The organism is Paenibacillus tengchongensis (genome assembly GCF_008973665.1).
GTDB classification, from domain to species: domain Bacteria; phylum Bacillota; class Bacilli; order Paenibacillales; family Paenibacillaceae; genus Paenibacillus_AQ; species Paenibacillus_AQ tengchongensis.
In genome coordinates, this window is sequence record NZ_WACP01000017.1 from 58241 (window position 1) to 75365 (window position 17125).

The window sequence follows — 17125 nt, forward strand, 5'->3', positions numbered from 1 at the left end:
GACCCGTTACCGGCTGAAATAATCCGCCAGCCCTTCGGCTATCGCCTGGGCGGCCCGTTTCTGGTAAGCGGCTTTGCGCACAATCGACTCGTCGCTGCGGTTGCTTAAGAATCCCAGCTCCACCAGCACCGCCGGCAGCGTGTTCTCCCGCAGGATGTGGTAATTGCCGAAGGAGAGTCCGTTGCTCTTCAGGCCGATGCCTTGGGCCAGCCGGTTCTCAATGGCGCGGGCCAGGCGGAGGTCGTCATCCTCGGAATAAAAAAAGGTCAGCGTCCCCGAGACGTTCTTGGGAGACGAATTATAATGAACGCTGACGAAAGCGTCGGCCCCGGCCTCACGCCCGATCTGCACCCGCCGTGCGAGAGAGGGCTTCTGGTCGTTTGACCGCGTCAGCCTGACCTGTGCTCCTTTGGCCGCCAGATAATCACGGAGATAGAGGGAGGTCTGCAGCGTCAGATCCTTCTCCATAGTGTCAAAGCTTGTGCCGAGCATGCCGGGATCGCTGCCGCCGTGACCCGGATCGACCACGATCATTTTGCCGCGGATGCCGCCGTTGCGGCTCGCTGTATTCTTGACCGCCGTGGCGGCGCTTCCGCCGCTGATGTATTGGCCCGATACCCAGCCGGTCTCGCCGGCTGCTGTCCGTATACGGGCCCAGCCGCTCTCCGTCTTGAGCACGGTTATCGTGTCTCTTTCCTTCAGCGCACCCTTCACCTCATAAGTGGTGCCGGGGCCGCTGCGGATGCGCAGGGAGCTCGCTGTGACGGTGGCGGTACGGACGGCGGCAGATGCTGTAGCGGATGATTGCACGACGGCAGGTGTTCCGCCGCCGGAGCCGCCCGTCTGCTGCAGATAATAGCCGGCCACCCAGCCGGATACGCCTCCCCCGCTGACCTTCAGCCAGCCGAAGGCCTCGTCGGTGACGGTAACGCGGGCTCCTTGTTTCAGCGAGCCGGTGACAGCAGCATTCTTGGCCGGCTCGCTGCGCACATTCAGTGAGCTGGCATACACGGTGGCCGTATAAGCGGCGGCGGCGATGTTGCCGGCGTGCGGCAGCGCGCCGCCCGTGAACAAGCAGGCAGCCAGCAGGGCGATATGTAGTTTGCGTTTCATGGTGTAACCTCGTTTCATGGACAGGATAAAGGTTTATACCCCGAATCCATGTGCGGAAAACAAAACGGTTTAAAATTTAAATCCATTCCCGCGCCATTTCTTTCTGTCGTTCTGTGACAATATTTGGCGTAGTTCTGTGGAGCGGTACGTTCTGCGTTTGGAGCAGTACCGTTGCCCTAAGCCTTCAGCTTCCGGGTTTCTGTGCGTGCCTTTGTCTCGCTGTGCCGAGGATCAGACTTCCCCAAAAAAGCACCGCCGTGCTGGACTGGTATTCGCTCATTCTGCAGCGAGCATGGAATACACGGTCTGGCAGGCGATGCCAGTTTGTTATGCGGGGAGCCTGGCGTCAGCGCTTCTTCGCCAGTTCCTTGCGGACTGCCGGCGCGACTTCCGTTGCCAGCAATTCAATGGCTGCGGCTACTTTGCCGAAGGGCAATCCGCCGATATCGAGCTGGGCCATGAACCGGTTGTGTCCGAACAGTTCATGCTGATACAGAATTTTCTCGACGATCTGCTGCGGGCTGCCGACGGCCAGCGTGTTATCGGGAGCGACAAAGCGGGCGAAGTCGTCTGCGCCAACGCGGTACACCTGATCGCGTGACGGGCTGATGGCATTGCGGTAGGCGTAATAGTACGGATAATACTCGTCCAGCGCCTGCTGCGAGGTCTTGGCTATATAGCCATGGCTGGTAATGGCGATGTTTAAATCCTGCGGCGCATGTCCGGCTGCGGCTCCGCTCTTCCGGTAGGTCTCGGCCAAATTGCGGAACGGCTCGGGACTGCCGCTGAGAATAGCGATGGCCATGCCGACGCCAAGACTGCCTGCCCGCTCGGCACTGTCCGGCGAACCGCCTACGCCGACCCACAGCGGCAGCTTCTGCTGCAGCGGGCGCGGAGCGATCTCGGCATTCTTCAGCGGGGAGCGGAAGCGGCCTTCCCAGTTCATCACCTCATGCCGGTTCAGCTCCAGCAGCAAATCGAGATTCTCGGCGAAGAGCTGCTTATAATCCTCCATTTCATAGCCGAACAGCGGAAAGGATTCCAGGAATGCGCCCCGCCCGGCGATAATCTCCGCCCGTCCGCCGGACAGCAGGTCAAGCGTGGCGAAATCCTCAAAGACTCTGACCGGGTCGGTGGTGCTGAGTACGGTAGTTGCGCTAGTCAGCTTGATCCGCTTCGTGGTCTGGGCGATGGCGGCCAGCACGACGGGAACCGCCGAAATGGCGAAATCAAGCCGGTGATGCTCTCCCACCCCGAATACATCCAGCCCCGCCTGATCGGCGAGCTGCGCCGCTGCAAGCACTTCCTGCAGGCGATGCCGCGGACTGATTGTCTCTCCGCTCAGGCAATCCTGCACGATATCCCCCAGCGTATAAATGCCGAACTCAAATTCGGGTCCGGCTTCTTGCTGCAACTCATTGTTCATCATTTCAGACTCCTCATATATCGAAATAGGCAGTATAACATTCACTTAGCTTATCCAGTGCAAGCGGTCTGGCGCTATTATATCACGATAACTTACAAAATGTAAGTTTATGAGTAAAACTCGTTATTATACATTGTCAAAATGGTATTTTCTTGAACTTATCCGGAAAAGCATATACTTATAGTTGTCTTAGCAAATCTGTACTGGGAGGGGGTTTGAAATGGGACGGAACAAATGGATCAGCAGGATGGTACTGGCTGCAGCGGGGATAAGCCTGGTATTGGGCACTGGAGCGTCTTATGCAGGGGCGGCCACTGCGTATGATCCGCATACGTCGTACATAGGTGATAACTTGACGGGTATTTACAATGAGCTTCCGGAAGCGAAAATATCATGGACGGCTGCGATCGACAAGCAGGATGGAATGGAAGTAAGCCGCAACGGCTCGGTGGCCCACGGCGGCGGGAAGGTGTTCTTCCTCCGGCAAGGTCAACTGATCGCTCTGAATGCGCAGACCGGCAAGCAGATGTGGAAATTCGGCACTGGTCTGAAGCTGCCGCTGCTCTATCACGAAGGTACGGTATACGCAAGCTCGGCGGCGGGGAATGTGTGGGCGGTGCAGGCGGCCAGCGGAACGCGCAAGTGGGGGGTGAAGGTTCCGGGAGCGGCGGTCAACGCGCTGACCGCCGAGGGCGGACAGCTGTTCGTTGAGAACGGCGATATCCTGGCGTATAGCCTAAGCGAAGGCAAGCTGCAGTGGAAGGAGAACTACAGCGAGGGCCTTTACCCGTCGCTTCAGATTCATGGCGATATCATTCTGGCCGAGAATTCCATATCCGGCGCCTATACGGTTGACTATCTTCATGCTTTCGACCGCAAGAGCGGGAAGCAGCTCTGGGAAATAACGGATCATAATCTCCCGATTGCAGGCGGCGACGGGACGCTGCTCTCGCAAAGGAAGGATACGCTGTTCGAAGTGCTGCCATTGACTACGCTGGATACACTGGATACGAAGACCGGCAAAATAGTAAAGTCGACGGAATACAACCCGCGCGGCATTGTTCCCGGCGATGGGACCAGCGGCGGCGGGCTGGCCTGGGCGGACGGCGGCGATCTGTATATCAGCCAGGGCGCTAGGGTCTACGGATATCCGCTGGCCGCCGATCCGGCAACGGTAAAGCCGCGCTACTACTCGCCCGAGAATTCGGACGCGAGACTGCGCTACGCTGCCGGGCCATATGACGGGCGAATTCTGTTCATTAATGCGGAGAGTATATACGGCATCAAGGTGGCCAACCAGTCGCTGGTAAGCTATTACGGCGGAGGCGGCACCGCCCGCTTCGATCTGCTGGGACACGGTATGTACATCGCCTGCACCGACGGCCGGATTTTGGCCGTGGATATTATTTCCGGTAAAGCTTTGCTGCAGCTGCGCACTACCGGGCGCTCCTATGGTCCATCCCTGCTTGAGAACGGGATGGTGATTGTAGAAAGTGCCGGTCAGCTGACGGCATTCAAGGAACCGGCGACTCTGAAGCTGAAATAAGCGGCGGAAATAAGTTGTGTCTTTTTGTTGACAAGGTCCAGGATAGATGATATTTTAATTACACAAATTCTAATTGATTTACTTTGAATTAATTATACCGACTGTTCAGACAGAGGTGTCCGCATGTGCCGGGTGGCGCAAGGGATACCTCTGTTTTTTGTATGCGGCGGGAAAGATCATTTCGGAGGGGGAGCGTTGATGGGTGAAGCTTTACTGTCTATCACTGAGCTGAACAAGAGCTTCGGCACAGCCGGAGGCCGGGTGCAGGCGCTGCATGAGGTGGACCTGGAGGTAGAAGAAGGAGAATTCATTACAGTAATCGGTCCAAGCGGCTGCGGCAAAAGCACGCTGCTGCGCATCGTCGCCGGTCTGGATACCGGCTATACCGGGAGGGTTACGCTCGGAGGGGAGCCGATTGGCGGTCCGGGCATCGATAAGGGGTTTATTTTTCAGGAGCATCGGCTGTTTCCATGGCTGACCGTAGAGAAGAACATTGCCTCTGATCTGCCGCTTCGCAAACCGGAGATCCGCCGGAAGGTCGATGAGCTGATTGAACTGGTGAAGCTGCAGGGCTTCGAGCATTCGTACCCCAGGGAGCTGTCGGGCGGAATGGCCCAGCGTGTGGCAATAGCCCGGGCGCTTCTGCGCAACCCGCGGATACTGCTGCTGGATGAACCTTTCGGTGCACTGGACGCCTTCACCCGGACGCATATGCAGAGTGTGCTGCTGGATATTTGGCGCCGGAACAAGACGACGATGATCTTCGTGACGCATGATATTGATGAAGCGGTATTCCTGGGCACCCGGGTTGTGATTCTGGAACCGCGGCCCGGGCGCATCCGCAAGATTGTGCCGATTGACCTGCCGTTTCCGCGCAAGAAGACGACTTCTTCGTTTCAGGAGCTGCGGCTGAAGGTGCTGAATGTATTTGAGAAGGTCGATGAGCTGGAGCTGACAGACGGGGCGGGGATTTAAGGCGCGTGAATCATTAGAGGTTGTTGCCGGAATGTTAGGCTGTGCTTAGAAAGCTGGATTTTTGTCATCATAAAACCAAGTTATCTAATTGGAAAGGTATATTATAAGAAAGGGGATGGAACCATGAGCAATCGGGCCGTGGCGGTGAACGCCGCCGGGAAGCCGGGTAAAGCGGCAATTGCCGGTTATGGGCTGCTGCTGCCGGCAGCGCTGCTGATCGCCTGGCAGACGCTGGGCCATTACGGGATCATTTCGGAAATGCTGTTTCCCACGCCGCTCACTATCGCGGAGTCCTTTGCACAACTGGCAGCCGGCGGCGATCTATGGGACCATTTCCGGATCAGTGCGGTACGGGCGGCTTCCGGTTTTCTGCTTGGCGGAGGGCTCGGGCTGCTGTTCGGCCTTCTGGTCGGGCTGTTCCGGCAGACGGAGAAGCTGCTTGATCCCTCGCTGCAGATGATCCGGATGATTCCAAGCCTGGCGGTGGTGCCGCTGTTTATTCTGTGGTTCGGGATCGGTGAGGAATCCAAGGTGCTACTGATCGCCAAGGGCGCTTTTTTTCCGCTGTATATCAATACGTTTATGGGAATCCGCGGAACCGACAACAAGCTGTTTGAGGTGGCGCGGGTGCTCGGCTTCAGCCGCAGTCAGCAGATCCTCAGGCTGGTGCTTCCGGCAGCCGTGCCCAATATTATGCTGGGAGTCCGCCTCTCGCTCGGCCTGTCCTGGCTCGGCCTGGTCGTTGCCGAACTGATCGCTTCGACCTCCGGCATCGGCTATATGATGTCGGATGCCCGCCAGTTTGCCGATACGCCGGTAGTCTTCGTAGGCATTATTGTTTTTGCCGCTGCGGGTCTGATCAGCGATACGGCTGTCCGCCTGCTGGAGCGGCGGTTGCTGCGCTGGAAAGACAGCTATCAGGGTTAGGAGGAGAGAAGCATTATGGCTGAAGGAGCAGACATCTTGATCAAGGCTGCAAAGGGGGCAAGGAAGGGGCCGGATGACGCTGCCGGTATGGCGGCGGATTCCGGGGCCGGACATATCCGGGCCAAGACGGACTGGTCAGCGGTGCGGGAAGCGCTCCGCTCCGGGTGGTGGGTCGGCGGCCTTCTTCCGGCGGCGGTAATCGCCATCTGGCAGCTGGCCGGCAGCGCCGGATGGGTCTCGGCGGAATTCCTGCCGGCACCGCTGTCGATTGCAGCGGCATTTACGGAGCTGGCGGTACACGGCGGGCTGGCCCACCACCTGGGGGTAAGCTTCGGGCGGGCCGGTATCGGCTTCCTGATCGGTGCTGTGCTGGGGCTGCTGCTGGGCACGCTGACCGGACTGTTCCGGCGGGCGGAATATATGCTGGATCCCGGAGTACAGGTGCTGCGCCTTGTTCCGCATCTGGCGATTGCGCCGCTCATTATACTGTGGTTCGGATTCGGGGAAGTCTCCAAAATCGTCATCATTATGAGCGGCTCCTTTTTTCCGCTCTATGTCAATACCTTTATGGGCATCCGGGGGGTGGACAACAAGCTGTTCGAGGTAGCGCGGGTGCTCGGCTTCAGCCCGTGGCAGCGGCTGCGGCGGCTGGTGCTGCCGGCAGCGCTGCCCGGCATTCTGCTCGGCCTCCGGCTGTCGATGGCTGTCGCCTGGATCGGCCTGGTTGTCGCCGAACTGATCGGCTCCCAGTCCGGCGTCGGCTTTCTGATTAATGAAGCGAAGCAGAATTCCAATACGCCGGTCATCTTCGTCGGCATCATCATCTTCGCGGTTGTCGGCAAGTTGATTGATTCCCTGTTCCGCATGATTGAGCGCAAAGCGCTGCACTGGCGGGACAGCTACCAGGGTTAATCCGCAGTCATTCCTAATTATAAGGGGGAATTAACAATGAGTAATACGGTACGGCAAGGTTCGGTTCATTTATCGGCGGATGTGCTGGTGCTTGGCGGAGGGCCGGCCGGAACATGGGCGGCGCTGACCGCTGCAGCTAAAGGAGTGAGGGTAATTCTGGCCGATAAGGGCTACTGCGGCTCCAGCGGGGCGACGGCCCCTTCGGGCACAGGCGTATGGTATGTACAGCCGGATGAGCGGCTGCGGGAGGAGGCCAAAGCCAGCCGCTACCAGATGGGCGGGCAGCTTGCCGAGCACCGCTGGATGAACCGGGTGCTGGAGCGCACCTATGCCAATATGAACCGGCTTGGCGTCTCCGGCTATCCGTTTCCGCTGGATGAATACGGCAACCAGTACCGCCGCAGTCTCCAGGGACCGGAATATATGAAGCTGATGCGGAAGCTGGTCAAGAAGGCCGGCGTAAAAATCCTCGATCACAGTCCGGCACTCGAGCTGCTGGCCGATGAGCATGGCGTGGCTGGCGCTTCCGGGGTACGCGTGCAGGGCGGCGAGACCTGGAGCGTGCTGGCGGGCGCGGTGGTCATCGCCACCGGCGGGTGCGCCTTCCTCAGCAGGGCGCTGGGCTGCAATGTGCTGACCGGCGACGGCTATCTGCTGGCCGCCGAAGCCGGGGCCAGCCTGTCGGGCATGGAGTTCTCCAATGCCTACGCCATTTGCCCGACCTTCTCTTCGATCACGAAGACGGCTTATTACAGCTATGCCAGCTTCTATTACGAGGACGGCAGTGTAGTGGAGGGTGCCGGCTCCAAGCGGGGACGCTCGGTCATTGCCCGTAATCTGCAGGCGGGGCGGCAGGTCTTCGCCAAGCTGGATCAGGCTCCCGAGGATATCCGGCCGCTGCTGCGGGTCGGGCAGACCAACTTCTTCCTGCCCTTCGACCGCCGCGGGATTGACCCCTTTACGGAGGCCTTCCCGGTGACGCTGCGGCTGGAAGGAACGGTGCGCGGCACAGGCGGCATCCGGATCACGGATGAGCAGTGCGGCACCGGAGTGCCCGGACTGTATGCCGCGGGCGACGCGGCGACCCGCGAACTGATCTGCGGCGGCTTCACCGGCGGCGGCAGCCACAATGCCGCCTGGGCGATGTCCTCCGGCTCCTTCGCCGGAGAAGGAGCCGCCGCTTATGCGGCTGCGCTCGGCAGCCGCGCCGCGCAGCGTACGCCGTCGGGCCTCTCCACCTCGCCGCTGGCGGAAGGCGAGGTGTCCCGGGGAGCGGCGGTGGCTGCAGCCGAATTCACGGCGGCGGTGCAGGCCGAGGTGAAGCCGTACGACATCAATCTGTTCCGCACGGGGGAGAAGCTCACGTCTTCGCTGTCGCGGCTGGACGGTCTGTGGAAGGAGCAGCGCGGCCGGGAAATCACGCGTACGCCGGAAGGCGTCAAGGCCCGCGAAGCGCAGGCCATGACGGCCACGGCCCGCTGGATGTATAACTCTGCGCTGGCCCGCACGGAGACGCGCGGTATGCATAAACGCGAGGATTATAAGGAGACGGACAACGGGCAGCATCATCGCCTGATCACCGGCGGGCTGGATGAGGTCTGGACCGGCCGGGAAGAAGTGGCGAAGGAGAGTGTGCTGCTGTGATTGAAGTCATCAGTGCCGCAAGATGTGTGGAATGCAACCAGTGCGTGGCGGTCTGCCCGACGAACGTCTTTGACCGGGTGGAGGGCGGAATCCCTATGATCGCCCGGCAGAAGGATTGCCAGACCTGCTTTATGTGCGAATTATACTGCCCTGTTGACGCGCTGTACGTTGCCCCCGATTCCGAAGGGGTGGCGGGTGTGACGGAGGCGGAGCTGGAGCGGTCCGGCCTGATCGGCGGGTACCGGGAGAAGGTCGGCTGGGGCAAAGGCCGCCAGCCGGTTGCCAGCCATGAATATATGATTAAGCTGGCAGCCCGGGCGGGCTTCTGACAAACAAAGATAAGGGGGATCAGCGAGATGAAGAAGACCTATCAGGCAATTCAAGAAGCTCCGGCAGGAGCAACTAACCGGAGAGGGGCCGGGCCAGGCCCACGCCTTGCCCTTATCGCCGGCGTCGTGCTGACCATGCTGGTGCTTGCCGCTTGCGGCAACAACGGCAGCAACAGCGCGGCTTCGGGAAATACGGCGGAGGCGGCCGGTAATGCTCCGGCAGCCGGGTCCGAAGTTCCGGCTGTGCTTAATTACGGCTTTATCGGCTCCAATAAGCTGAATGTGCCGGGAGGCGCGGAAGGCTGGGGCTTTCATAAAGGCATCATCCAGGAGGAGCTGAAGAAGCACGGCATCACCGAGGTGAAGCTGACCGGCTTCCCGAACGGACCGGATCAGACCGAATCGCTGATCAGCGGCCGGCTCGACTTCGGCAGCCTGGGCGATACGCCGGCGATTATCGCCTACGCCTCGGGAGCGAAGACGCGGTTCATCTCGCAATCGTCGGCACATACGGTCGGCTACCTGATCGGCAAGAAGGACGGCCCGCAGACCGTCAAGGATCTGCAGGGTGCGACCATTGCCATCCAGAAGGGCTCCTTCATGCACCGTTATATCGTGGGGCTGCTTCAGCAGGAAGGTGTGACTGACTATAAGCTGGTCCATATGCTGATTCCGGACGCCACGGCGGCATTGGCCCGCGGGGATGTCGACGCCTTGACCAATACCGGCGTTCCGGCGCTGAAGCTGATCGAGCAGGGCTATACGCATCTGGACGATTCCTCGGTGCATCCGGATCTGCTCGGCTCCAGCGTTACTGTGGTCTCGGAGGAGTATCTGGCGAAATTCCCGGATTTCCCGCAGGTATGGAACGCCGCCCGCGAGAAGGCGCTGGCTGACCTGAAGCAGCATGAGGAGGAATATTACGAATTCCTGGCGGATATCGGGGATACGACGCCTGAGCTGGTGAAGCAGGTGAGCCCGATCAGCGACCTGAAGGATACGGCGTTTACGGATGAGGGGCTGAAGCTGCTGCAGGGAACCAAGGATTTTCTGGTCCAGGAGAAGCTGGCCAAGAAGGACTTTGAAATCAGCGACTGGCAGCAGAAGTAGCAGGCATCAGGATTTGCCTCACAGAAGGCCTGTAATTGCTGTACTGACGGACTCGGCTGCCCCGGACAATGTTCCGGCACGGGAGTAAGCATAAATTAAGGAGGCAAATATGTCTGAAAATACGCTTCTGATCGAACAGTTTCGCCTCCCGCTGGAGAGCGGATTGCATCTGGAGGGGGAGGTCAGGGTTCCTCCGGGAGAAGCGGCGTTCCCGGTTCTGCTGGTCCCACGGCTTCAGGGGCCACAAGGACTGGGTGTTCTGGCCCGAGGTGAGCGGACGGCTGGCCGCCGCCGGATTCTATGTCGTCAGCTTCAACTTCTCGCGGCTCGCGGCCCGCGCCGCAGCCGGACTCAGCCCGCAGGAGGCGGCGGCAGCGGAGACGCAGAGCCGCGAGCTGCAGGATCTGGAGCAGCTGCTGCGCGTTCTGGAGCAGCTGCTGCGCGTTCTGCAGGAGAAGCGCCTGCCGCTGGCTCCGCTGGCTGACCCTGTGCGGCTCGCGCTGCTGGGACACAGCCGAGCAGGCGGCACGGTCATCGTCTTCGCCGCCGAGCACCCGGAGGTGCAGGCGCTGGCGGTGTGGAACGGCGGCTCCCCGCCGGTGCGCCGCTACGGGCCGGGGGAGACCCCCAGCCTGGCTGAGCAGGCCATCCAGGCCGATCTCGCGGCAAGCGGCGGACGCTACAATCTGGAGCAGGCGCTCAGCCGGCTGAGCGCCAAGGCGCTGGTTATCCAAGGCGATGCGGACCGCGGGGAACTGCTGAGGCAGAATGAGCGCTTCCGTGAACAGGCGCCCCAGCACCGTTATGTTACGGTGCCCGGAGCAGACCATATCTTTAATACTGGCGAGCCTTATGCCGGCTCCACGCCTGTGCTCGATACGGCCGTTGCCGAGACGGCGGCGTTCCTGCTTGCGCAGCTGAAGTGAGCGCATAGCAGGCGCTGCCAGTTAAGGTGCGGATGATAAGAGTGTCCGGGCAGGATATAGCACATCATCGATAGAGACTCATCATATGAAAGAGCAGACAGGGGGACAGGCAATGCCGCAGCATATAAGACAGCAGCCCATAAAGCAAAATACGACGGCAGATGTGCTCGTCCTTGGCGGCGGCCCCGCCGGCGCCTGGGCGGCATGGAACGCCGCCAGGAACGGTGCACGGGTCATTCTCGCCGACAAAGGCTATCTCGGAACAAGCGGCGCCACCGCCCCGGGAGGAACGACGCTTCTGGTCATTCCGCCGGTGGCGGAGCTGCGGGAGCAGGCGGTAACCGCCAGGCTGCGGGCAGGCGGCTACCTCTCGGAGAATGCCTGGATTCACCGTGTGCTTGACCAGGTGGAGCGCAATCTGGAGCTGGTCGAGCAGTGGGGCTATCCTTTCCGAAAGGATGAAACGGGAAGGCCGCTGCGGACCCATCTGCACGGACCGGAGTATATGAAGCTGATGCGGCGGGTTGTCCGCAAAGCGGGGGTGAAAATCTGGGACCAGTCCCCTGCGCTGGAGCTGCTGCATGACAGGCACGGCGTAGGCGGCGCCCGCGGGGTGAACCGGCTGACCGGCGAAGCCTGGGAAGTGCGGGCGAATGCTGTGGTCATCGCCACCGGAGGGTGCGCCTTCCTGAGCAAAGGCCTGGGCTGCAACGTTCTGACCGGCGAAGGGCTTCTGATGGCGGCCGAGGCCGGAGCGGAGCTGTCCGGCATGGAGTTCAGCCGCCAGTACGCCCCGAGCTTCGCGGGCGGCACCGTGACGCGCGGCCGGATGCTGGCCTGGGCTACGCTGTACGACGGCGCGGGACGCCCGCTGCTGCGCGGCGACCGCATCTTCGGCAGCATTCCCGAGCTGCTGTCCAAAGGGCCGGTCTATGCTTCGCTTGATTTGGCCGACACTCCCGAGAAGCGGGAGTTCCTGCGCCGCGCCCATCCGATCTTCTTCATGCCGCTGGAGCGTGCGGGCATTGACCCGTTCCAGGGCAAGTTCCCGCTGACGCTGCGCTATGAGGGGACGATGCGCGGCACCGGCGGCCTGCGCCTCACCGGCGCCGACTGCAGCACCTCGGTTCCCGGCCTTTACGCGGCCGGGGATGCCGCCTCGCGCGAGAAGGTCACCGGCGCGATTTCCGGCGGCGGAGCCTACAACGCCTCATGGGCCATCTGCAGCGGGAGCTGGGCAGGGGAGGGGGCAGCGCACTTTGCGCTGTCCAGCGCGCGCACGGCGGACAGCCGCGGGCTGACAGCGGCGGGGCGTTACGGCCTGCAGGCGGGGTCCGACCAGCCGCATGCGTTTGAAGCGAAGCCGCTGATAACGGCGGTGCAGCGTGAAGTCCTGCCGCTTGAGATCAATTATTTCCGCAGCGAGTCCGGAGTGGGCGGCGCTCTGGAGCGGCTGGACGCGCTGCTGCCCGAACTCGGCGGGGTGATTCCGCCCACAGTGCAGGGCATCGTGCAGTCCAGGGAGGCGGCGGCGCTGCTGATGGCCGGGCGCTGGATTTATACCGCCGCGCTATTTCGCAAGGAGACGCGCGGGCTTGCGCATCTTGCGGAATATCCGCAGCTTGACCCCCGTCAGACTCACCGGATTATCCTCTCCGGCACTGCCCGGGTCAATATCCGTACCGAGAGCGTGCCGCATGCCCGGGAGCTCCGCGTGCCGGAAGAAGGGAGGGCCATCATATGATTGAGCTGGTCAGCAGCGACCGCTGCATCGGCTGCAGGCTGTGCGTTAAGGTCTGCCCGACCCATGTGTTTGAAATGGCCGGGAAGCTGCCGGTGATTGCCCGCCAGGAGGACTGTCAGACGTGCTTCATGTGCGAAGCGTACTGCCCGGCGGATGCGCTTTATGTCTCCCCGCTGGGCGACATTCAGGTGTCCGTCGATGAACAGGAATTGATTGCCTCCGGTCTGCTGGGCAGCTGGCGGGCGGAAATCGGCTGGACGCCCGGGGTGGAAGCATCCATGGCGGAGAGGGACACGACGCCATTCTTTGAAGTGTTTACCGAAACTCACCGCAAGCTCTAAGTGTTGCGGAATACAGAAACGGAGCCCCGGACGGACGGCAGTCCGGAGCTCCGTTTCCTTATGATGGCCCCCGGAAGCGGCATACCTCAGGCCCCTTTTTTTGTAAATTTTTCATTCGTCTATCCGAATGAATTTTTATGTGTACGTAGCCGGGATATCCGATTATACTTAAGTGAACGAACCGTTTTTTCAGCAGGCGGAACGTCTCCCCATACTCCGACCACAGACAAAAGAATATTTATGCTGGAGGAAAATAATGAGCACTACAGAACTTACTAGCCAACTTTCCAGTTACACGGGCAGACTGCTGAGGGAGCGTTTCGGGAAGGGGCCCGAATCGGTATATGCTTCCATCGGGAAACAGTGCATCGCGCTGCACATCCGCAATTTCATCGGACCTGTGGAACGGTTTCTGTTAAACAAGGAAGAGGAGCAGGCATTCCGCTATACCAGGGAATTGCTGATGAAGTCGCTGCTTCCGGAGCTATCAGCCTATTTAAAGGACAAGATGGCTATTGAGGTTGGCGAGCTATTTTACGACTGGGGGATACATAATGCTTCAGGCATCATTGTTGCGCTGATCCAGACGGATGAGAGCAGCGTCGATACCTATGCCGGACGGGATCAAGTCCATGCCCAGATTAGCGAAGTGAGCCGCAAGGTGCAGAAGGAACCTGAGTTTATTGACTCCTGGTGGCTGGGGCCGCGCACTTTGATTATTAAGCGTGAAGGTATTCTGATTCCTCTCGAGAAGGAACTAATTAATCTGGGATATGAGAATACGCTTAAGACAACCAAGCGCAAGATGGAGAAGCGTTATCTCGAGGATACAACGACCATTGCTCCGATGCTCGGCAAGGAGCTGTCCGACATTTATGTGGACTGGGACTTTGACCGGGATACCAGCGTGATTGCATATACTTTTCTTTAAACAACATATTTAAGGCGGAAATGAGTCGGACATGCGAATGAGCCGAACATGAGCCGGAGAAGGGGCAGCCCCCTTTCTTCGGCTTTTTCTTTTTTTTTCGCCGGGAACAGCATGAGCACACTACCGTTAAAGGGGGCGTGAGGGTGGAAGTATACAGACGGACAGTATTATACATTGAAGACGACGCTGTCAATATGACGCTGATGCGGTATATCTTCAGAAAATATATGCCCGCTGTATTGCTTCTCGAAGCTGATACGGCCGAGCTTGGATTGCAGATGGCCATGCAGGAGCTGCCGGATCTGATAATGCTTGATATCGGCTTGCCCGGCCTGGACGGATATGCAGTCATGGAGGCATTGAGCGCAAGGGAGGATACCTGCCGCATTCCGGTCCTGGGAGTCAGCGCTTTTGCCCAAAGAGAGGATATTGAACGGGCCAGGGTAAACGGTTTTGCCGGATATATCACCAAACCTTTTCAGGTAAGGGTGCTTGCCGCAGCGGTAGAGGCATTGCTGGCCGATAGTATTTTGTAACAATAAGGGATACATTATAGAAGTCATTCAGGGTGACCGGAGAACTGGGGAGGGCTCCGTCTGGTGGCCGGTTTCGTGTCCTGCGGCCTGCAGCAGACAAAATTCAGATTGACAATTGACTTTGCTTCGTTTATACAAGATATTTATTATTAAGATTTAAAATATGGACATTTTACGCATATTCCACGAACAGGCGGTGGATCAGATGATCGAACAGCATGCGGAAGGCTACTCCCGCTTCGAATATATGGGTGCAACCGGAAACGTCGGGATGGCTTTCTTATCGATGGAGGAGAGATGGACCAGCATTAACCCGGCGGTTGCCGGATTGCTCGGGTACACGGAGGGACAGCTGATCGGGCGGGAATTCAAGGAGTTCGTGCACGGCGGTTCCGTTCAGCAGTTTACAGACAACATAGCGGCTTTGAGGGGCGGCGAAATCCCCTTTTTTGAATGCCGGCTCCATCTGGCGGAGGCTTCCGGCGTCCCTGTTCCGGTGCTGCTGCATATTCTGCTGGTCCGCGATCCCTCTACGGGTGCGGGACTGCATTATGTCGTGCACATGGCCGAACTTACGGACACTGGCGCAGCCGCTGTTCCCGCAGGAGAGCTATACCGGCTGATCGCCGCCAACATCAAAGATGTTGTGTATTACGCAACGCCCGACAACATTTGCCGCTACTGCTCTCCTTCAGTAACGGAGGTTCTGGGCTATGAACCGGACATGCTTATCGGCCGGGATATCCGCGGGTTAATTCATCCCGAAGACCTTTCGCTCTTAGAGCTCTCGCAAGTCATGCAGGAGCAGCGGTTGCAGCTGCGTGTCCTCCATGCAGACGGCAGATATTTGTGGCTGGAGTTTACCCTGCGCCTGATCCAGGAGAGCCGTAACCACGGGCTTCTGGCCGTGGGACGCGATGTGACAGAACGCAGAATTGTGGAGCAGAAGCTGCAGGAATCGGTGGAACGGTACACTTCGCTTAAGAAGTACAACCATGACGCTATCATTTCTCTTGATCTGGAAGGGAAAATCATTAACGGAAATGAGCAGGCTTGCCAGTTGACCGGGTACACGATTCCCGAGCTTGCCGGGGTGAGTGTAGGGCTGATTATCGGGGAATCCCATGTGCAGGATGTACTGGATTATACTCCCGAATTGAACTGCCGTGAACGGGATATTGATAAGATCTGGCACAAGGACGGCCACACCGTTGAGGTGCTGACCACCATTGCGCCGATCATTATCAATCAGACCAAGGTGGGCTTTTACATTATCGTCAAGGATATCACCGAACAGAAGAGCCTGCTGATTGCCAAGGAGGCGGCAGAAAGCACAACCCGCGCCAAGAGTGAGTTTCTGGCCATGATGAGCCATGAAATCCGCACCCCGATGAACGGTGTGCTCGGTATGGCTGATCTGCTGCTGGAGATCAGCGAGCCGGGTTCGGTCCAGCGGGAATACCTGGAGATTATCCGCCAGAGCGGCGACACTCTGCTGAACATCATCAATGATATTCTGGACTTCTCGAAGAACGAGGCCGGCAAAACAGCGCTGCACGAGGAACCCTTTACGCTGGGAACCTGCATGGAATCGGCCCTTGAGCTGCTGATGCTCAAGGCTGAAGCGAAGCAGCTTTCGATTCAGGTGGAAGTAGAACCCGGTCTGCCTCAGAGGGTCATCGGCGATGCTGACCGGCTCAAGCAGATCCTGTTTAATCTGGTCGGCAATGCCGTTAAGTTCACCGATGCCGGGGGCGTTTCGATTCATGCGCGGACCAAAGCCAGAACAGCAGACAACGTGACGCTCGAATTTACCGTGGCGGACACCGGAATAGGCATTCCCGAGAGTGCCCGGGACCGGTTGTTTGAGCCGTTCTTTCAAATTGACCAGTTTATGAGCCGCCGTCACGAGGGTACGGGGCTGGGACTGGCCATTACCAAGCAGCTTGTCGAGCTGATGGGCGGAAGCATTGCCCTCGATACAAGGACATCCGGGCCCGGAGCAACCTTCGTATTTACGGTAACGCTTGGCGTGGAGGATAAGGCCGGCGGTACTCATCCAGAGCAAACCGGACCTGCTGCGCAAGGCCGGCCGCTGCGGGTGCTTGTGGCTGAGGATAATGAGATCAACCAGCTGGTCCTGCGCAAAATTCTGGAAAAACGGGGCTATACGGTGGATGTGGCGGCCGACGGTCTGCAGGTGCTGAGGAAGCTGGATGACAGCGCCTACGACCTGATTTTTATGGATGTGCAGATGCCAGGCATGAGCGGCCTGGAAGCCACCCGGAAGATCAGGGAGACTGTGCCTCCGGACAGAATGCCTGTCATTATAGCCGTAACAGCCAATGCGCTCAAGGGTGACCGGGAGCAGTGTCTGGAGGCAGGCATGGACGAATATATCAGCAAGCCGCTGCGCAGCGAGGTCCTGAATCATGTAATTGCGAAGTTTTTTTAAATGCGGCGGTGCAGGATGTTTTTCGTTGAGACTTTAGTGCGTTGCAATAATATCTTGCATCTCCCGCGGTTTTTGATTAAGATAGCAGCAACTGGTTCAGCAGGCTGTTCCGGAATATTCCAAGCAAAGACGATGACGAAGAGAGTAAGCGCATAGAACGGATCTTAACAGGGAAGGCGTGCCGGAGACTGAGAGCAGCCACATGAGACG

The 17125-nt window shown here is 59.1% G+C and carries 15 protein-coding genes; 13 read left to right on the forward strand and 2 right to left on the reverse strand.

Going from position 1 to position 17125, the window contains the following annotated elements:
* Positions 1-6: 6 nt before the first annotated feature.
* Positions 7-1113, reverse strand: coding sequence for an N-acetylmuramoyl-L-alanine amidase family protein (locus F1381_RS24045; RefSeq protein WP_151737371.1), 1107 nt, complete (start codon positions 1111-1113; stop codon positions 7-9).
* A 346-nt stretch (positions 1114-1459) separates the two neighbouring features.
* Positions 1460-2539 carry an LLM class flavin-dependent oxidoreductase gene (locus F1381_RS24050; protein ID WP_151737452.1) on the reverse strand — a complete coding sequence of 360 codons (1080 nt, stop codon included), beginning with the start codon at positions 2537-2539 and terminating at the stop codon, positions 1460-1462.
* 220 nt (positions 2540-2759) lie between these two features.
* Between F1381_RS24050 and F1381_RS24055 the strand changes: the two genes are divergently transcribed.
* From F1381_RS24055 to F1381_RS24115, 13 genes are all read left to right on the forward strand, one after another.
* Positions 2760-4085, forward strand: coding sequence for an outer membrane protein assembly factor BamB family protein (locus F1381_RS24055; RefSeq protein ID WP_151737372.1), 1326 nt, complete (start codon positions 2760-2762; stop codon positions 4083-4085).
* A gap of 198 nt (positions 4086-4283) precedes the next feature.
* Positions 4284-5060 (forward strand): ABC transporter ATP-binding protein, encoded by a 777-nt coding sequence (locus F1381_RS24060; protein ID WP_151737373.1) that lies wholly within the window; start codon positions 4284-4286, stop codon positions 5058-5060.
* A gap of 123 nt (positions 5061-5183) precedes the next feature.
* Positions 5184-5987, forward strand: coding sequence for an ABC transporter permease (locus F1381_RS24065; protein WP_151737374.1), 804 nt, complete (start codon positions 5184-5186; stop codon positions 5985-5987).
* 87 nt (positions 5988-6074) lie between these two features.
* Positions 6075-6899 (forward strand): ABC transporter permease, encoded by an 825-nt coding sequence (locus F1381_RS24070; RefSeq protein ID WP_151737453.1) that lies wholly within the window; start codon positions 6075-6077, stop codon positions 6897-6899.
* 36 nt (positions 6900-6935) lie between these two features.
* Entirely contained in the window at positions 6936-8543 is a 1608-nt protein-coding gene (locus F1381_RS24075) for an FAD-dependent oxidoreductase (RefSeq protein WP_151737375.1), read from the forward strand.
* Positions 8540-8872, forward strand: coding sequence for a 4Fe-4S dicluster domain-containing protein (locus F1381_RS24080; protein ID WP_151737376.1), 333 nt, complete (start codon positions 8540-8542; stop codon positions 8870-8872). Before F1381_RS24075 ends, F1381_RS24080 begins: the two co-directional genes overlap by 4 nt.
* A gap of 27 nt (positions 8873-8899) precedes the next feature.
* On the forward strand, positions 8900-9982 hold the full coding sequence (locus F1381_RS24085) for an ABC transporter substrate-binding protein (protein WP_246188180.1): 1083 nt from the start codon (positions 8900-8902) through the stop codon (positions 9980-9982).
* A 254-nt stretch (positions 9983-10236) separates the two neighbouring features.
* A complete protein-coding gene (locus tag F1381_RS24090) occupies positions 10237-10908 on the forward strand; it encodes an alpha/beta hydrolase family protein (protein WP_246188181.1) in 672 nt (223 codons plus the stop codon).
* Positions 10909-11020: 112 nt separating this feature from the next.
* Positions 11021-12652, forward strand: a complete 1632-nt coding sequence (locus tag F1381_RS24095; protein WP_151737377.1) for an FAD-dependent oxidoreductase — start codon at positions 11021-11023, stop codon at positions 12650-12652.
* Complete coding sequence (locus tag F1381_RS24100; protein ID WP_151737378.1) at positions 12649-12993, forward strand: 4Fe-4S dicluster domain-containing protein; 345 nt, start codon at positions 12649-12651, stop codon at positions 12991-12993. Before F1381_RS24095 ends, F1381_RS24100 begins: the two co-directional genes overlap by 4 nt.
* A 256-nt stretch (positions 12994-13249) precedes the next feature.
* Entirely contained in the window at positions 13250-13924 is a 675-nt protein-coding gene (locus F1381_RS24105) for a Na-translocating system protein MpsC family protein (protein WP_151737379.1), read from the forward strand.
* Positions 13925-14067: 143 nt separating this feature from the next.
* Positions 14068-14460, forward strand: a complete 393-nt coding sequence (locus F1381_RS24110; RefSeq protein ID WP_151737380.1) for a response regulator — start codon at positions 14068-14070, stop codon at positions 14458-14460.
* Positions 14461-14623: 163 nt separating this feature from the next.
* Complete coding sequence (locus tag F1381_RS24115) at positions 14624-16915, forward strand: PAS domain-containing hybrid sensor histidine kinase/response regulator (protein WP_151737381.1); 2292 nt, start codon at positions 14624-14626, stop codon at positions 16913-16915.
* The last annotated feature ends 210 nt before the right edge of the window (positions 16916-17125 follow it).